The sequence below is a fragment of the Sphingopyxis sp. GC21 genome (assembly GCF_025727575.1).
GTDB lineage: Bacteria > Pseudomonadota > Alphaproteobacteria > Sphingomonadales > Sphingomonadaceae > Sphingopyxis > Sphingopyxis terrae_A.
The window spans coordinates 2,250,069-2,267,871 of the sequence record NZ_CP095845.1 but is presented as its reverse complement, the minus strand read 5'-3'; the positions used below and the strand labels follow the sequence as shown (position 1 = coordinate 2,267,871).

General features: G+C 64.9%; 16 protein-coding genes. 7 read left to right on the top strand and 9 right to left on the bottom strand.

Annotated features, from left to right (window positions below):
- Positions 1-13 precede the first annotated feature (13 nt).
- From MU856_RS10905 to MU856_RS10865, 9 genes are read right to left on the bottom strand one after another with little or no spacing between them, the layout of a single operon-like run.
- Positions 14-760 carry an SDR family oxidoreductase gene (locus tag MU856_RS10905; RefSeq protein WP_263587572.1) on the bottom strand — a complete coding sequence of 249 codons (747 nt, stop codon included), beginning with the start codon at positions 758-760 and terminating at the stop codon, positions 14-16.
- Positions 757-1,248: an aromatic-ring-hydroxylating dioxygenase subunit beta gene (locus MU856_RS10900; protein ID WP_263587571.1), complete on the bottom strand. Its 492-nt coding sequence runs from the start codon at positions 1,246-1,248 to the stop codon at positions 757-759. Before MU856_RS10900 ends, MU856_RS10905 begins: the two co-directional genes overlap by 4 nt.
- Positions 1,245-2,480, bottom strand: a complete 1,236-nt coding sequence (locus MU856_RS10895) for an aromatic ring-hydroxylating oxygenase subunit alpha (RefSeq protein ID WP_263587570.1) — start codon at positions 2,478-2,480, stop codon at positions 1,245-1,247. The genes MU856_RS10900 and MU856_RS10895 overlap by 4 nt, the downstream gene beginning before the upstream one ends.
- Positions 2,477-3,004, bottom strand: a complete 528-nt coding sequence (locus MU856_RS10890; RefSeq protein WP_263587569.1) for a nuclear transport factor 2 family protein — start codon at positions 3,002-3,004, stop codon at positions 2,477-2,479. Before MU856_RS10890 ends, MU856_RS10895 begins: the two co-directional genes overlap by 4 nt.
- Positions 3,001-3,360: a hypothetical protein gene (locus tag MU856_RS10885; RefSeq protein ID WP_263587568.1), complete on the bottom strand. Its 360-nt coding sequence runs from the start codon at positions 3,358-3,360 to the stop codon at positions 3,001-3,003. Before MU856_RS10885 ends, MU856_RS10890 begins: the two co-directional genes overlap by 4 nt.
- A gap of 20 nt (positions 3,361-3,380) precedes the next feature.
- The gene (locus tag MU856_RS10880) at positions 3,381-4,526 is read right to left on the bottom strand and encodes an acyl-CoA dehydrogenase family protein (RefSeq protein WP_263587567.1); all 1,146 of its coding nucleotides are present in this window, start codon (positions 4,524-4,526) and stop codon (positions 3,381-3,383) included.
- Positions 4,523-5,656 (bottom strand): amidase, encoded by a 1,134-nt coding sequence (locus MU856_RS10875; RefSeq protein WP_263587566.1) that lies wholly within the window; start codon positions 5,654-5,656, stop codon positions 4,523-4,525. Before MU856_RS10875 ends, MU856_RS10880 begins: the two co-directional genes overlap by 4 nt.
- Entirely contained in the window at positions 5,653-7,017 is a 1,365-nt protein-coding gene (locus MU856_RS10870) for an amidohydrolase family protein (protein WP_263587565.1), read from the bottom strand. Before MU856_RS10870 ends, MU856_RS10875 begins: the two co-directional genes overlap by 4 nt.
- A 2-nt stretch (positions 7,018-7,019) precedes the next feature.
- On the bottom strand, positions 7,020-10,232 hold the full coding sequence (locus MU856_RS10865; RefSeq protein ID WP_263587564.1) for a S41 family peptidase: 3,213 nt from the start codon (positions 10,230-10,232) through the stop codon (positions 7,020-7,022).
- A gap of 404 nt (positions 10,233-10,636) precedes the next feature.
- Between MU856_RS10865 and MU856_RS10860 the strand changes: the two genes are divergently transcribed.
- The 7 genes from MU856_RS10860 to MU856_RS10830 all read left to right on the top strand — a co-directional run bounded on the left by MU856_RS10860 (position 10,637) and on the right by MU856_RS10830 (position 17,662).
- Positions 10,637-13,162: a TonB-dependent receptor gene (locus MU856_RS10860; RefSeq protein ID WP_263587563.1), complete on the top strand. Its 2,526-nt coding sequence runs from the start codon at positions 10,637-10,639 to the stop codon at positions 13,160-13,162.
- Positions 13,163-13,333: 171 nt separating this feature from the next.
- Complete coding sequence (locus MU856_RS10855; protein WP_263587562.1) at positions 13,334-14,449, top strand: muconate/chloromuconate family cycloisomerase; 1,116 nt, start codon at positions 13,334-13,336, stop codon at positions 14,447-14,449.
- A gap of 11 nt (positions 14,450-14,460) precedes the next feature.
- Entirely contained in the window at positions 14,461-14,745 is a 285-nt protein-coding gene (gene catC / locus MU856_RS10850) for a muconolactone Delta-isomerase (protein ID WP_263587561.1), read from the top strand.
- Between the two features lie 19 nt (positions 14,746-14,764).
- A complete protein-coding gene (locus MU856_RS10845) occupies positions 14,765-15,673 on the top strand; it encodes a dioxygenase (protein ID WP_412072830.1) in 909 nt (302 codons plus the stop codon).
- Positions 15,670-16,374 carry a CoA transferase subunit A gene (locus tag MU856_RS10840; RefSeq protein ID WP_263587559.1) on the top strand — a complete coding sequence of 235 codons (705 nt, stop codon included), beginning with the start codon at positions 15,670-15,672 and terminating at the stop codon, positions 16,372-16,374. The genes MU856_RS10845 and MU856_RS10840 overlap by 4 nt, the downstream gene beginning before the upstream one ends.
- Positions 16,371-17,159 carry a 3-oxoadipate enol-lactonase gene (gene pcaD / locus MU856_RS10835; protein ID WP_263587558.1) on the top strand — a complete coding sequence of 263 codons (789 nt, stop codon included), beginning with the start codon at positions 16,371-16,373 and terminating at the stop codon, positions 17,157-17,159. The genes MU856_RS10840 and pcaD overlap by 4 nt, the downstream gene beginning before the upstream one ends.
- Complete coding sequence (locus MU856_RS10830) at positions 17,156-17,662, top strand: flavin reductase family protein (protein ID WP_263587557.1); 507 nt, start codon at positions 17,156-17,158, stop codon at positions 17,660-17,662. The genes pcaD and MU856_RS10830 overlap by 4 nt, the downstream gene beginning before the upstream one ends.
- Positions 17,663-17,803 lie beyond the last annotated feature (141 nt).

The following is a 17,803-nucleotide window of genomic DNA, read 5'->3' as shown; positions in this document are numbered from 1 at the left end:
AGTCTTTCGGTCCTTATCGCAGATATAGCCCGCCGTTGATGTCGAATGTCGCGCCGATTGCCGAAACGGCCTCAGGAGCGGCGATGAGCGACACAAGGCGTGCAACATAGTCGGGGTCGCCGAGTGTCCCGGCCGGGATCGTGCCAACCACGGCCGCGAGTTTCTCGGGCGGCAGCAGTTCGCGTACCGAGTCGAGATCGAGCGGACCGGGAGAAATGGCGTTGACCGTTACTCCGTCGGCGGCGAGCTCGCGAGCGAACACCTTGGTCAGCGTCAAAATCCCGCCCTTGGCCGCGGCATAATGGGCGCCGGTCGCTGACCCGCCATTTTGTCCGGCGAGCGAAGCGATGTTAATGATCCGGCCGTAGCGCTGCGCGCGCATATAGCGCCCGGCGACCTGACAGCCGATGAAGCTGCCCTTCAGCGCCGCCGCAGTGACTGCGTCGAATTCCTCGGGCGAAATGTCGAACAGCGGTGTCGTGCGGGTCAGTGCGGCATTGTTGACGAGGATGCCGACGCCGCCCCACCGGGCCGACGCCGCGGCAAAGGCCGCCTCGAAGGCTGAGGGGGCGCGGACGTCGATCGCGAACGAGGCAACGTCGCCGGGCAAACCCTCCGCCGCGCGGGCCGCCGCTTCACCGTCGATGTCGGTCACCAACACGCGGAAGCCGTCAGCGGCCAGCCGGTTCGATATGACCCGGCCCAGTCCCCCGGCCGCGCCGGTCACGATCGCGACATTGTGCCAGGCGGGACGTGTCACAGCAGGAAGCTCATGCCGGCGAGCGCGTCGGTCGAATTGAGCAGGCGGACGGTCTTTTCAGTCAGCCGGATCTCACTGCCTTCCCGGCGCAGCGCATAGGTGACGTTAGCGGCATAGGTGCGATGCGTGCCGCGCCGATATGCGACCAGATTCTGGGCGCAGCGGATGCGCGTCACCCCGTCGCCGTCGGCGTCGAGGAGACGGAAGCGCGAGACGCTGCGTAACGTATTCGCCGCATCGCGCGCCGACATGGATTCGCCGCTGGTGAGGCGCGCAACGCGCATCCGGCGCATGGCTGCGTCGTCATAGGCATAGTTGAGCCGGTCGGCGAGATCGGCGGCGGCTGGGTCGATCGGAATGGCGTAAATGCCGTCATCGGCCCATAGCGACAGCCAGGCGGCATAGTCGCGATGGTCGAGGCAATCGGCCTCCATCGATATGAAGTTCACCGCGTCGTCCAGCGCGATCGCATCGATTGTTCGGGTCATGCCGACATCATCCTTTTCCACATTTGATAGGCGGCGCGCATCCCGGTTTCGGCCGTGACGTCGCCGGCGTTGGTCGCGGTCTTGTCCTCGCCCCGGTTGACCATGATCCACGACGGATCGGCTGATCCGGCGGAGCCGCGCTGCACCCGTTCCCACGCCTCGGCATCGTCGGGGGTGCCAAAGCCCATCGGGCCCTGAAAATGCTCGTGCAGGCGCAGGCGCGCGCGGTTGGCAACGTCGGGACCGCCGTCCATGCCGATCGCAATGTGGCGAATTTCGGTCTCGTCGACGGCGAGCGGGCGCAGGACCCGGAAGAATGCCATCGAGCAGGCGAGATTGGGAAAGAGGTTGAGGTTGAATCCCGACCCGCCAACCGCGCGGACGATCCGGCGGACTTCGATCTCGCTATAATCCTTGCGCAGCTCTGCGGCGATCGCGGCAAAGCGGTCGGGGATGTCTGCGTCGAGATCATTCTCCAGATCGACGAGTTCGGGGATCATGACCATGACGCTATGGCCGTTGCCGAGATCCTCTACATAGCCGCCGGCATCCATGAACGAGAAGAGGTCCTCGGTATCGCCGTCGAGCGACGTCAGGAAGCTCTTGTGAACGACCGGGAAATGATAGGCGTCGGTTGTATTCTCGAGCTGGATTTTCCAGTTGCCCGGGAAAGTGAAGCGATGCTCGCCCATCGTCTTGATCGGGAAGCCGCCGCCCTGTTTCATGAACAGGTCGATCCACGGCTTGGCACCGCCGAGGAAGCTGTCGAGCGGTTCTATCTCTTCGTTGAAGGTTGCAAAGATCAGGCCATTATATTCTTCGACGCGCAGCTGGATCAGGCCGTAATCGGCCTTGTCGAAATCCTTGTACCCCTTGGGCAGCGGTATGCCGCGCAACCTGCCGTCCTGCGCGTAGGTCCAGGCGTGATAGGGACAGACGAAGCCCGCGGCATTGCCCTTGCGCGCTTCGCACACCGTTGCGCCGCGATGCCGGCAGCGGTTGACCATGACATTGACCTCGCCCGCCTTGGTGCGATTCACGATGACCGGCTGGCGCCCGACATGGGTGGTGATGAAATCGCCCGGTTTAGGAATGTCGCTGTCGTGCGCGACCCAGACCCAGGTGCGGTTGAAGATGCGGTCCATCTCCTCCTCGAAGATCGCGGGATCGCGATAGAGCGAGGTGTGGACGCGGTCGGGAAGGACCAAGGCGTCGAAATCATTTGCAGTCACTTGCTGTCTCCACTGCTGGCCTGTTCGGGCACGGGGATGTCGGCCGCGTCGTTCCAATGATCGACGCGGCGCGAGAAAATATTCGCGGTGCGAAAGTCGGCGATCCGCCACTGGCCGTTTTCATGCGCAAAGCGCAGGGTCAGCGCGGCGCTGCGCAGGTCGGCGTTCCCGGCGGCATAGGTCGAGGTCTGGAGCATCATCCAGTCGCCGACCGCGCTGTCGCCGGTCACGGCGATGCTTTCGGCCGAAAAGAAATGCGCGGTCATCGCGAAATGGGGCTGCGGCAGGCAATAGCTGCGGATCATCGCCACGATTGCATCGCGGCCTTCATAGCCGCCGAACGCCGCCTGATAGCGGCCGCTGCCCTGCCACCGCGCATCGCGGGTGAATAACTCGCCCAATTCCTCGAACGGCGTGTCGGGGCCGAGATGATCGCAAATCTGGAAGTAGCGCGCGACGACACGCCGGATGGCCCCTTCGGCCTCCAGCGTGTCGAGCCGCGCGAGGATCGCGGCGTCGCTCATTCGGGCATGACCAGTTCGCGGCCGAGGCGGGCTTCGACGCGCATATATTTCCACAGGCGATGTTCGCCGACCTCGATTGTGCGGAAGAGGCCGCAGATCGCGACGGCGGTATCGCGATCGGGAACATCGGCGAGGATGTAGAAGGTCCACGGCCAGCCGTTAGGGGAGGTGCCGACCATCGTCTCATCGTCGTCGAAGGTGCCGAGGACATCGACGCCCGGCATTTCGCGGACGGCTCGCAGCAGGCCGCCGGTCGCCTTGAGCACCGTCGGAATATCCTTGCCGGGAAGGTCGAAGAAATTTTGCAGCACCGCGCCGCAGAAGAGGGCACGAATTTTCTTGGGGGTGTCGTTCATGTTGTTCCTCATGATTGGGGTCAGGGATATCCCGGGGGCGGCGTCTTCCCGAGCAACACCGCGCCGCCCGGTTGCCAGGTCCCGTCGTTCATGAAGGCATGCTGCGCGACAACGAGCGCGTCCATGAGGAGCCGCGAAAGCGGGTGGCTGTTGAAGATGCCTGTCGTTCCGGACATCTCGAACGCGCGCCTCGCAACATCGGCCCCGGTCTTGGCGACATGGGTCGAAGCGATCCGCAGCGCGGCGACATCGACAGGCGTGACCTCGCTCCCGGTCGATACGCGATCCCACATCGCGTCGGTCTCTTCGTAGAACCAGGCGCGCGCCGAGCGGAGCTTCGCTTCCATCTGCGCGAGCGCGGTCTGAAATGCAGGGCGGTCCGCCATCGACGGCGCGCCGGTGATCGAATTCTTTCGCGTGGCAAGCTTCACGACCTCGTCGATCGCCTCGCGTGCGACCCCCGCGCCAACGATCGCCAGAACCTGTGCCGCCATCGCCATCGTCGGATAGCGATAGGCTGCGGTGTCGATTGATGGCGGTGCACCACGGATCAGCGTCCATTCCTCGGGAACCAGCACATCGTCGACGACGAGGTCGTGGCTTCCGGTCGCGAACATACCGATCGTGTCCCAATTCTCCTCGATCCCGACCTGTTCGCGAGGTATCACCGCCATACGGGGCAGGCCGCCACTTTCGCCTTCGACGCGGATGCCCACCCCGATCAGCGACGCGCCCATGCTGCCCGACCCGAAGCCCCAGCGGCCGCTGACGCGGTAGCCCTTGCCCTCGGGCGTCGCGACTTGCGGCGGAAAGACCGCGCCCGCGAAAACGACGTCGGGCGTGTCGCGATAAAGGTCGGCAAGCGTCGATGCGGGAAGCGAGGAGAGATATTTGCTCGCGAAGCCGAAGCTCGCGACCCAGCCCGCCGAGCCGTCAGCCGCCGAAATCTTCTCTATCAGCCGCAGAAACTCCGATGGTGTCATGCCCCCACCGCCAAACTGCTCGGGGACGAAGGCACGATAAAGGCCGATCGCCTGAAACTGCGCGACGATATCCTGCGGGATATGGCCGAGCGCGTGCAATTCGGCGCGCCGGCTTCGGATGTCGGCTAGAAGCGGGGTGAGGGCAGGGCTCGCGAGCCCCATTGACGGGGACGCCGTCGTCATGCGGATTCTCCTTTGCTGAACAGCGGAATGGCACGCGCGAGTGCGCAAAGCGCCTCGTCGCCACCCGGGCGGCCGACGAGCTGGAGCGACACCGGAACGCCGTCCACTTCGCCGACCGGCAGCGCGATCGCCGGATGGCCCGACAGGTTGAAGGGGCGGCAATGGGCCGTCATGGCGATGGCGGCCGCCGCATTGTCGGCGTCGTGCAGCCGAACCGGCATACCCGCGAGGGTCGGCAGGACGATCGCATCGAATGTTTCCAGCAGGTGATCGACTTCGGCGCAGAACAGCGACCGGACATTCTCGGCCTCGGCGATGTCGCAATCGTCGATTTGACTGGCGGCTCGCAGGCGAGCCTCCACGTCGGCGCCCAGCAAGCCGCTACCAAGCAATGCGGCGTGCGCACGCGCCGTCTCGCGCCCGATAATTGCCAGTCCCGCTGCCTGCGCGTCGCCAAGGCGCGCCAGCGTGACAGTCTCGATCGTCGCGCGGAAAGCGGCCCCGGCAAGCGCTGCCTGAATCACGGGATCGGCGGGCCCACCGGAAATGAAACCAATTCGTGCGGCGAGCGGCGTCGCTCGGCCGGTCCATTCGCATAGCATGGCCATGGCCTGCTCGATGGCTGGCACGGTGCGCGCAAGCGGCCCGACGCAATCGAGGCTGCTTTCCGCAGGCTCGACGCCCCGTCGGCTGACCCGTCCGAAGCTCGGCTTGAAGCCGACGATACCGCAACAGGCGGCCGGAACCCGGACCGAGCCGCCGGTATCGGTTCCGATCGCGACATCGACGAGCCCGGCGGCGACGGCCGCCGCGCAGCCACTCGATGAACCACCCGGAACGAGCGAAGGATAAAAGGGGTTGATCGGAGTGCCCGTCCAGCCGTTGATCCCGGTCACCCCGTAGGCGAGTTCGTGCATCGTCACGCGGCCGGAGATCGTGCACCCACCGGCGCGCAGCCGCGCCACAGCTTCCGCGTCGGCGGGCGCCGGCTCCCGCCACGCTAGCGCGCGGCTCCCCGAAGCAGTGACTTCGCCGGCAACGTCGAAGCAATCCTTCACCGCAACCCGCATCCCGTTGCCGGGGAAAGGACCCGTGAGGAAGATTGCGCGGTGCGCCGGCGCATGCATCATTTCGCCGGGCTTTCCGCGGGCGCGGGGTCGTCGCGAAAGACATGTCCGTCCTTCATAACGAAGGTGACATGCTGCAGCGCGGTGATATCGGCGAGCGGGTCGGCGCCGACCGCGATGATATCGGCAATCTTTCCCGGCTCGATCGTTCCGAGTTCGGCATCGCGTCCGATCAAACGTGCGCCATTGACGGTTGCTGCCTTGATCGCGTCGGCCGCCGGCATGCCTTCCTTCACATAGAGTTCGAGTTCGCGCGCGTTATTGCCGTGCACGCCGATCCCGGCGTCGCTTCCCGCCGCGATGGGCACGCCCGCGCGATATGCCGCCATCATGCGCGGGCCGTGCTTGGCGAGAAAGTTCTGCATCACCGCCAGCATCGATCCCTTGGCGGTGACGATATCCTTGCGAATATTGTCCTGGACCGACAACGTCGGAACGAGAAAGGCGCCGGTCTTCTTGAAGAGGGGGATAGCATCGGGCGGTGTGAACGACCCGTGCTCGATCGAATTGACCCCCGCATCCAGTGCCGCGCGGATCGCCGCTTCGCCGTGCGCATGCGCCGCGACGCGCAGCTGGCGCGAATGGGCGGTATCGACGATCGCTTTCAGTTCGTCGGGAAGAAAGGTCGGAGGCGCATCCTGTCGGCCGCATGGCCGGCTGCCGCTGCAGCTGGCGTAGATCTTGATGAGGTCGGCGCCCATGTCGATCTGCCGCCTCGTCGCGCGGCGGCAGCTCTCCACCCCCGAACAGGCACCCGACCCATCGTCTGATCCAGGATAAAGCGTCGCAACCGAAGTCAGGATACGCGGCCCTTCGAGCTTCCCGGCTGCGATCGCCTCGCGCAGCGCGACGATGTGCCAGCCTTCGCTCCCGACGTTGCGGACGGTCGTATAGCCCGCCATCAACGTCTTTCGTGCGTTGAGCTCGGAATCGATCAGCTGGGTAACGTCGTTCCGCTGAGCCGCGGTGGCCCCCTCGATCTCGTCCGACACGCCGCGAATCCGGAACGCGGTCTCGCCGCCCGAGTTCATCGAGAGATGAACGTGCATATCCATGAGGCCTGGCAGAACATAACGGTTGCGCAGATCGAGGACGCTGACATCCGCGTTCGTGATCGTCTCGGGACGCGTATAGCCGGTGTCGATGCGCTCGATCCGATCATTGCGAACGACGATCGTGCGCTCGCGCGCGGGCGCGGCTCCCGGGACGGCCAGAAGCCAGCCGGCCTGGACCAGCACCACCTTGTCTCGCACCGGGGCATGTGAATTTGCGTCGGGCTCTGGCAGTCCGAATTCGCCCGGATGGGCCAAGGCCGGGCAGCACACAGCGGCGCATGCCGCGAGCAGCAGCGATAGTCTCTTCATCGTCATTTCTCCTTCCTCGACGCTGGGTTCCAGCTACCCTTGCCTTGGAATGCAGGGACTTCGACGGGCTTCAGATCGGCGATGCGTTCGCGCAGCAGCTTGATCGCCGCGTCGAGCTGTTGATCCACGCCGCGCGCGAGAACGCCCGGATCGTTGTCGATCTCTATATCCGGATGAACGCCCTCGTTGCCCTCCGCCCACGTCCCTGACGTCGTGTAGACGCGCTGCGGCGCTGGCGAGATGAACCCCCCGTTGATGAGAGGGAGGCTGAGGCCCGGGCCGATGAGGCCGCCCCAGGTCCTCGTCCCGATCAGCGGTCCAACCTTTGCGGTCTTGAACAGCAGCGGGAAGCCGTCGCCACCCGAATAGCTCCAGCCGTTGGTGAGCATCGCTTTGGGACCACGGTGCGCCAATTCGGGCAGTGGATAATCGCCGGAATTGCGGGCGCGGAAATAGACGAGGGGCGGGCGATCGAGCAGTTCGACCATGCGGTCGCCCAGCGCGCCGCCGGTGTTGAAACGCTCATCGATGATCAGCGCATCCTTGTCGACCTGCGACCGGTACTGGATCATCAGCTCGTTCTGACCTTCAGTGCCGGTGTTGGGGACATAGATGTAGCCGATGCGGCCAGCAGACGCCGCGTCCACCTTGCGGCGGTTCTCTTCGACCCAGTCAAGTTCGCGCAGCTTGCGTTCGCTCCCCAGCGCCTTGACCCGGATCTTGCGCACAGGTCCTTCGCCCGACGCCGGGGCGACCTCGAGTTCGATGACCTTGTTCGCAAGTCCGGCGAACGGCTTCCAGGGGTCGGCCGACGATGCGAGCGCCTGGCCGTTGACCGACAGGATGAAATCGCCTTCGCTGACGCCGAGCGCAGGGTCCGAGAGCGGCGAGCGGATATCGAATTCCCGCGACCCCGACCGATAGATGCGCTTGATCCGGTAGCCGGAGTTCACGGCCTCGAAATCGATGCCGAGGAGTCCGACGCTCGTCGCATCCCCCCGCGGCCGCGGGGCGGTCGCTGACGCATAGACATGGCCGCCGTTAAGTTCGCCCATCATCTCGCGGACGATGAAAGTCAGGTCGTCGTCGTTGGTGACATAGGGGACAAGCGGCGCGAAGCGGGCGCGTTCGGCGGTCCAGTCGATCCCGTGGATGCCCGGATCGTAGTAGAAATCCCGGCCGTAGCGCCAGGCGTCGTTGAACATCTGCTGCGCCTCGGCCATGGGATCGACCCGCGCCGTGAACCGCGCCATGTCGAGCTTCGCAGCCTTCGCCTTCCGTCTGCCAACTTCGAACAGCTGCCCGTCGCTTCGTGTAAGCAGCCGATTACCGCAGGCATCGACGAGAGTGAGACCTTTCTCCGACTGCAGGAGCGTCGGCTCCGGCTTGTCATAGGCATAGGCCTCGAGACGGTTCGGGGTGTCACCCTCGCCGGGACGGATCAGGACATAGCCGCCGTCGATCGTGCGAAGGTTCGCAAGCAAGCCGGGTTTGGCGCCGAGGATGCGGAGCCTTCGTTCGGCGTCGGCGAAGTCGATTTCGACATCGCGCGCGGCGACGGGCATCGTCCAGCCATCGCTGCCCGGGGCAGCCACGCCGGCACGCAGCGGAATGACGCTGACCACCGTTCCGTTCGTGTAAGTCCAGGTGGCATCGAAGGCGAGATCGCCAAAGGTCGGATCAAAGCGGCGATGCGAAAGGGCAAGGAGATAATTTCCGCCCGGATCGAACACCGGGCTGGCGTCGTCGAACGCGCCAGAGGTCAGCTGTCGGGTTTCGCCGCTGCAACTGTCATAGACGAAGATCGCGTTGTTACGGTTATCGAGACCGCGCGAATAGGCGAGCCAGCGACTGTCCGGCGACCAGGACACGGTCGCATCGACCATATCGGGGTGATAGCCCCATTTGCCCTGATCGACCCGCCGCTTAACCCCTGTCGCCGCGTCAACGACCCAGAGGACCTGCTCTTGGTCGAAGATCGCGATCCGCGCGCCGTCGGGTGACCAGAAGGGGTTGTAGCGGAAGCCGGCGCCGAAGTCGGCGAGCTTTCGCACCTCACCGCCTCTCGCAGGACGGACATAGAGCGCATATTCGCCATCGGCGTCGCTGACGAAGGCGATGTCGCCGCTTGTGTTGGCACGTGGAAAGCGCTCGGCCGCGTTCGATGTGGCACTGAGATTGGTGCTGCTGTTTTTTCGGCTGTCGTAGAGGAAGATGTCGCCGCGTGCCTCCACCGTTACCCCGCCCGGCGCGAGGGCCGCGCTCGTCAATCGCTCGCCGACCTTCATGTCCCGGGGTGCCGGGCGATAGCGGGCGGCGTCGATCGCGAGTACAATTTTTCGGGTGTCGCCGCTTGCGGGGTTGAAGATCGCCAAATCGCCGCCGACTTCGAAGATGATGCGGCGTCCGTCGGTCGCCGGGCGGCGCACGTCGGTATCGAGATAGCGGGTGACCGGCGTATCGCCAGCGGGCGTGGCGCCCAGCCGCCAGATGTTCGAGCGACCTGCCGCATCGCGCTCGGAGAGAAAATAGGTCTCCCCGCCGACGATCATCGGCATTGAGTCAGAGGCCTGATGGTCGGTCAGCTGCCGGGTCGCGCCCGTTGCGATGTCGAAGCGCCAGATATCGGGCGCCCGGCCGCCGTAGTAACGCTTCCAGGCCTCTTCCTGGAAGTCGCGCTTGTAGGTAAAGAGCAACGCCTTGCCGTCGGGCGTGAAGGTTGCGGTCTCGCCATAGGGAACCGCAACACGATCGGGCAGCCCACCCTCGACCGGTACCAGATGAAGCTGGTCATAGGTGGCGCGCGGGCTACTCATCGTCGAGGCGAAAAGAACCGCGCCGCCGTCGGGTCGCCAGTCGACGACAAGATCGGCGGCCGGATGATGCGTCAGCCGGCGCGCGCCGCTGCTGCCGTCCGCGGGGACGACATAGACGTCGACATTGCCCTCGACCGCCGCCGAATAAGCGATCCATCGGCCGTCGGGCGAGAAGCGGACGCGCGAGAGCTGGGTACCGGCGACCTCGATCCGGCGAGCGTCGGTGCCATCGTCGTTGGCGGTCCAGAGTCCGTCCGCATACACGAACCCGATGCGCTTCCCGGCGAGGTCGGGATAGCGCATCAGCTTGGGCTGCGGCGCAGGGGGCTGGGCCAGCGACGCTGCCGCGAGCCCAAGCGCGGATATTCCCGCAAGCATGATACGCACCGCTGATCTCATGGCCGAAAACCCTCCCTCAAAGGGTGCCGGCTCGTCGCTCGCTGCGCACCGGTCGTCCCCGGCGAACGAGACTAGGCGGGCCGGCGGGGCCGACAATCAAATGCTGCTAAGGCGGCGCATGACGCGATCTAATGCGGGGTGCCGTTACGGCGCGGCGGCATGAGCGGGGCTCATCCATTGCGCAAATTTATCTCGTTTGTGGCGCGCGCGGCGCATCCCATAACTCCTTGGCCTCCGGAAATGGGACCGGGTGGGGCGCAGGACAGGCGGCGGCGGCGATGTGGACGGCATTGCTCCGCCCCCTTGCCGGAGCACTGCTCCAGACCGCGATTGCTCCAGCCGGGTTTTGGGAGGACATGCAAATGACATATGATAATAGTGCACTTGGGAGACGGCCTCGCGCCATGCGAATTCAGGGTGTCATCGGTGCGTCGCTGCTTGCGATGGCGCTGCCTGCGGCGGCCGCGGCACAGGACAGCTCCACCGGCTCGGCGCCTGCCGCCGACGACACGCGCGACACCGACATCGTCGTGACGGCGCAGCGCAAATTGCAGACCATCCTCGACGTGCCGGTGAGCGCGACGGTTTTCTCGTCCGAGACGATAGAAGACCGCAATTATACCGACGCAAAAGACTATCTGCTGCAAACGCCGAACGTCTCCTTCCAGCAAGGCGGGCGCAACGGCGCGCGCGAAATCATCATCTCGATCCGCGGCATCGCCGATCTGAAAGGCGGCGAGAAGGTGCTGACGCAAAGCGCTTTCGCGACCTATGTCGACGAGTTCTCCGCGGGCACGCTCGCCTCGGGGCAGGCGAATCCGAACATTTATGACATCGAATCGGTCGAAATTCTCCGCGGTCCGCAGGGCGTCTTCTTCGGACGCAATTCCGAGGGCGGCGCGATCAACATCCGGACGAAAAAGCCGACCGAGGAATTCTACGGCCGCATCGACGCGGGATTCGGCCGGTTCAGCACGTACAGTCTGGCCGGCGTGATCAACGGTAAGGTGGCGGACGGCTTGTTCGCACGCCTGTCGGTTCAAGGCGAAACGACGAAGGGGCCGCTGCGCAACCGGCACCCGATCGGCGGCGGGACCGACGCCGATTATCTGAACGTCCGGGGGCAGCTGCGTTGGCAGCCTGACGATGCGACGACGGTCGATCTGCAGGTCAACCACACGATCGACAATTCGGGGATGCAGGCCAAGATCGGCAGCTGTATCAACCAGGGTGCCTTCGGGCTTCCCTATAATCTCGCGACCCCCGAGCTCTTGGGAGGGATCGGATGCTATGATGCCAAGGGCGAATTTCGCAAATGGGTCGCAGCGGGGCCGGGCGGAACGCGGCCGCAGCTCGGCGGGCTCAATGTCGCTTCGATCCGCGACAACCGCGATTCACTGTATCAGGACACCCGCGACCACACCAACAACGAAACCACGCTCGTCATCGGCAAGGCCTATCACGAATTCGGCGACAAGGTCGGGCTGACCCTCGTCGGTGGCTACGCCGAGTCCGATCAGGACCAGTTCCTCGACCTCGATCGCTCCGGGATCAACGCGATCAATCGTCTGGGGACCTTCTCCACCAAGTCGTACAGCGTCGAAGGGCGCCTTTCGTCGGTCGGTGAGGACAATGCCATCGACTGGACGATCGGGGGTATCGCATACAAGGAGAAGTTCGCTGCGGTGAACCAGATCCTGATCGAGCAGGTGCTCGGACCGTGGGTGCCTGGCGACAAGGCCAACGAGAACCGGATCTTTAACAGCCTGAAAGGCTGGGCGGCTTTCGCGAACGCCGAATGGCATGTGACCGACCAGCTCTCGCTGATCGTCGGTGCCCGCTATTCCTACGACCGTGGTACCAATCGCTGGAGCGACGTCTATGCGGCGTGCGGACGCCGGGCAGTAGGCGATCCGCTCGATACATCGACGGTCGCCGATGGCAACGGCCCATGCCAGCTGACTCCGGAGCAGGCACTCATGAATGCCCGCGGCCAGCTTCCGGTCTATGGCGGCTTTGTCACCGGCGGTCGGTACGAACAGCTGACGGGGCGGTTTGCGACCGGCGCGGCGCACGACTTTTCGCCGCGTGTCGCGATCAACTGGAAGCCGAGCGACGACGCGTCGATCTATGCGAGCGTCTCGAAGGGCTACAAGCCCGCTGGTGGGCAAGCCAACCCCGACAGCGGAATCGGCGGCAACTCGTCGTTCGGCCGCGAGAAGCTGTGGAACTATGAGCTTGGTGGCAATGCCTATCTCGCGAACCGCCGGCTCCTGCTCCAGGGTGCGTTGTTCTACATGGACTGGAAGGACTTCCAGTTCACGTCGCGCCAGACGCTCTGCGTTCGCGCATCGGACGGCGCGATCATCGTGGTGACGTCGGACATCGACCTGTCGACCTGCTCGCGGCAATTGCAGGTGGACTCGGTCACCAATCTTCCCAAGGCGCGTTCCAAGGGCTTCGAATTCTCGGCGACGGCGCGCGTGACCGATGGTCTCACGATCGGGGGCTCTGTCGGTTACCTCGATGCGAAATACGTCAAGGGGCAGGGGCTTATCGGCGGCTCTTTGCAGCCGCTCGACGGCATCCGGATCGGCAATTCGCCGCGCTGGACCGCCGCCGCCAATATCGAACAGCGTTTCCCCTTCGCGGGCGGCGATGCGGCGATCGGCCTCAACTGGAGCTACCGCGGCAAAACGTCGCTCGGGGTGGTCGAGCAAACGACACAGACCTTTCCCGCCGCTGTCGATGCCGTCAGCCTGTTCAATCTTCGAGTCACCCAGGATTGGGGGAGCAACAAGCTGTCGATCAACGTCGATAACCTCTTCGGGAGCGAATATTATACGGCGACCGAGGGCTTCAGTTTCGTGGGCCCGCAGCTCAGCTACAACCCGCGAACCTGGTCGGTGAAGTGGACCACCGAGTTCTGATCTCTCCCCGGGAGAAGGACGCTCTCCTCGCCTACAGCCCGCTTCCGAAAGGGAGCGGGCTGATTTTTGGTGCGGAGGCACTCGGATTAGCGGGCCGAATATATCGCATGAAAACTTCTCGCGGCGAGGGCGGGGCATGCCTGGGCTATTCCTCTTGAAGGAGGGAAGGCCATGGAGCGCATCGATAAAATCGAGGTGGTGATCGCCGACGTGCCGACCATCCGGCAGCATGTCCTCGCGATGGCCACGATGACGACCCAGGCGATCGTGCTGGTCTTCATCCACTGCAGCGACGGAAGTGTCGGGGTCGGCGAGGCGACGACGATCGGCGGGCTCGCCTATGGCGATGAGAGCCCCGAGGGAGCGAAGCTCGCAATCGAAACCTATTTTGTGCCGCTGCTCTTGGGTCGCGACGCCAACCGGCCGGCCGAGCTTATGGCTCTCCTCGGCCAGGCGATCGTCGGCAATCGTTTCGCGAAATGCGCGATCGAGACCGCGCTTCTCGACGCGCTCGGGCAGCGCAGGGGGCTCGCGCTCTCCGAACTTCTCGGCGGTCGCCGACGCGATGTGCTGCCGGTCGCCTGGACGCTGGCGAGCGGCGATACCGGCCGCGATATCGAGGAGGGCGAAGCCGCACTCGCTGCAGCGCGGCACCGGGTCTTCAAGCTCAAGATCGGCAAGCGCGACGTCGCCGCCGACTGCGCGCATGTCGCCGCGATTGCCAAGGCGTTTGCCGGGCGGGCTTCGGTGCGGGTCGATGTCAACCAGCACTGGACACGCGCGCAGGCGGCCCGCGGCATCGCGCATCTTGAAGCGGCGGGAGTCGAACTCGTCGAGCAGCCGATACCGGGCAGCGATGTCGAAGGAATGCGGATCCTCTGCGATCGCTTCGATTGCGCGATCATGGCTGACGAGGCGCTTACCGGCCCGGCAAGCGCATGGCGCTACGCCGTCGCCGGCGCGGCCGACGTCCTGTCGATCAAGATCGCCCAGTCAGGAGGGCTCGCCGCCGCCGCCAGGGTCGGCACGATCGGCGATGCGGCGCATCTGGCGCTTTATGGCGGCACGATGCTCGAAAGCGCGGTGGGGACCGCGGCGTCGGCGCATCTCTTCGCGGCGCTCGGTGAGCTCGAATGGGGGACCGAGCTGTTCGGCCCATTGCTTCTCGCCGAGGAGATCATGGAGCAGCCGCTGGTCTACGGCGACTTTTCGCTTCGCGTGCCCGACGGGCCCGGTCTCGGCGTCCGTGTCGACCGCACCCGCCTGCGGCGCTTCGAGCGAAATTGAAGGAGACAGACATGCTTTTCCAGGTCGAAATGACGGTGAAGGTCCCGCACGAGGTCGACAAGGTGATGTTCGAGCGACTGAAGGCCGAGGAGCGCGCCCGCGCGGAAGGGCTGCAGCGTGAGGGCAAGTGGCGCCACTTGTGGCGCGTGGCCGGCCGGTACGCGAACATCAGCGTCTTCGATGTCGCCGATGCGGGCGAGCTCCACGACATCATGATCAGCCTGCCGCTCTACCCCTTCATGGATGTGCGCGTGACCGCGCTCTGTCGCCACCCCTCGGCGATCGACCCCGAATAAGCACCGAAATGGGAGAAAGATAATGACCGATATTGTCCGCACGCAGGCCGTGCAGCAATTGCTCGACCGCGCGGCCGGCATATCCGGACAGGCCCCGGGGCCACGTCTCAATGCTATCGTGCGCGACCTGCTCGAGGCCCTGATGTCAGTCATCGAGCGCCACGATATCTCCGAAAGCGAATTTTGGGGGGCAGTCGAGTTCTTGGGGCGCGGAGCCGGCGAGCTCGGCCTTATCGTTCCGGGACTCGGTATCGAGCATTTCCTCGATCTTCACATGGATGCGAAGGATGCGGCGGCCGGCCGCGTCGGCGGTACGCCGCGTACGATCGAGGGGCCGCTTTACGTGGCCGGGGCTCCGCTTGTCGATGGCGATCTCACGCGCACCAACGACGTCAATCTCACCGACGACCCCGATGAAACCGAGGAACTTACCATGTCCGGGCGCGTCTCCGGGCCCGATGGCGAGCCGGTGGAGAATGCGATCCTGCATGTGTGGCACGCCAACTCGAAAGGCTTCTATTCGCACTTCGATCCGACCGGGGCCCAGTCCCCGTTCAACAACCGCCGGCGAATCCGACTTGGCGCCGATGGGCGCTATGCGTTCCATTCGAAGATGCCGCAGGGCTACAGCGTGCCTCCGGGCGGCGCTGCGGACCAGCTGATGACTGCGCTCGGACGGCATGGCAATCGTCCGGCGCATGTCCATTTCTTCATCGAGGCGCCGGGCTACCGGACACTGACGACGCAGATCAACTTCGGCGACGATCCGCACGCCCGCGACGATTTCGCCTTCGGTACGCGTGAAGGCCTACTGCCCGTTCCCGACCGGAGTGGTGGGTCGCCTGCGGTGCATTTCGACTTCGTGCTCCAACGCTCGGCGAGCGCCGACGATGAAGCATTTTCTTCGCGGCCGCGAGCTTCGGCATGAGAAAAGTCTGCCCCGATGCAGCGAGCGCGCTCTCCGGCATTCTCTTCGACGGCATGACGATCATGTCGGGTGGTTTCGGTCTTGTCGGCAATCCGGAGAATCTGATCGCCGCGCTTCGGGACAGCGGGGTGCGCGATCTGACGGTGATCTCGAACAATTGCGGCGCCGAGGGTTTCGGCCTCTATACTCTGCTCGCCAATGGGCAGATCCGCAAGATGGTCTCCTCCTACATTGGCGACAACAGGCTGTTCGAAAGCCTCTATCTGGAAGGCAAGCTCGAGCTTGAGCTCAATCCGCAGGGCACGCTCGCCGAACGGATCCGTGCCGGCGGTGCCGGCATCCCCGCTTTCTACACCGCGACCGGCGTCGGTACCGTCGTAGCCGAGGGCAAGCCGGTCGAGGAGTTCGAGGGCAAGCGCTATGTTCGCGAGCGCTGGCTCCGCGCCGATCTGGCGATCGTCCGGGCCTGGAAGGGCGACACCCACGGCAATCTGGTCTTCCGCAAAACAGCGCGCAATTTCAATCCGCCCATGGCGACTGCGGCGACGGTGACGGTGGCCGAAGTCGAGGAACTGGTGGCCCCGGGCGACCTCGATCCCGACATGATCCACACCCCCGGCATCTATGTCGCGCGGATCGTGCATGGCGACCATTATGAACGCCGGATCGAGAAATTGACCATCCGCGAGCGCGCCGCATGAGCGGGTTGCTGCACACCGACGACGGCTGCGGCATCGCATACGACTTCCGGCCCGTCGACGGCAGACCGGCGCTGCTGCTTTCGCCCTCGCTCGGTACGACGATGGCGCTGTTCGAGCCGCAAATCGACGCCCTTGCGGACCGCTATTCAATCCTGCGCTACGACCCGCGCGGGCATGGGCAGTCGCAGACGCCCGCCGGGGGCTATTCGATCGATCGGCTTGGACGCGACGCCGTCGCATTGCTCGATCATCTTGCCATCGAACGTGCCCATTTTGTAGGTGTCTCGCTTGGCGGCATGGTCGGGCAATGGCTGGGTTACCGCGCCCCCGAAAGGTTGCTGCGCCTCGTGCTCGCCAACACCTCCGCCTATATGGGGCCGCCCGCAGGCTGGGCGGTAAGGATCGCGGCGGTGAGTGAGCATGGCGCCGCCGCGCTCGCCGACGCCGTCATCGAACGCTGGTTCACCCCTGAATTTCGTACAGCGCATCCGTCACGTGTCGACCATGCGCGCGCGATGCTCGTGCGCACCGATCCGCAAGGCTATGCCGGGTGCTGCGCGGCAATCCGCGATATGGATTTGCGAGCGACTGCTGCGTTGATCGACGTGCCGACCCTCGTCATCGCGGGTGCGCGCGATCCCGCGACGCCGCTCGATCACGCCCGGTTTCTCGGCGGGCATATTCCCGGCGCGGCCCTGGTCGAACTCGATGCCGCGCATCTCGCCAATCTCGAGCAGCCTTATGCGTTCAACTGCGCTCTTACCGAATTTCTGGAGGCTGAATGATGCCCGACCTGCGCGCCGAATTTCTCGAAGGCATGAGCCGCGCCGCGGCGACGGTCAACATCATCACCACCGACGGGGAAGCCGGGCGAGCCGGACTCACAGTTTCCGCGATGACGGCAGTCTCGGCGGATACGCCGAAGCCGACGCTGCTCATCTGCATCAATGCGGGGAGCGCCGGCGCCGCGCCGATCCTCGCCAACGGTGTTTTCGCCGTCAATGTGCTCGGCGAAGGGCAGTCCAGCGTCTCCGACGTCTTTGCCGGCCGGACGGGCGACATCGGGGCAGCGCGCTTCGCATGCGCGCGCTGGCACGTCGGCGTCACCGGCGCGCCGCTTCTCGACGCGGCGCTGGTGTCCTTCGACTGCCGGGTCAGCCTGCACCGGCAGATCGGCACGCACCATGTTCTGTTCGGCGAGGTCGAAGCCGTGCGTTTGTCCGGCGAGGGTCGTCCGCTCATCTATGCGCGCCGCGGCTATGCGGTGCCCGCAGAACTGCTCCGCTGAGCGCGCCGAATTAGGCGGGCTAATCCGTAGGGGCAGTTTGTTTCAATTGTCCGCGCCGCGGCAATTTCCGAAAACTCGACCGACAGGAAGAAGCGCGCGCCGGCCCGCCGGGCAGGGCGCACGCAACCGAAAACTGACGGG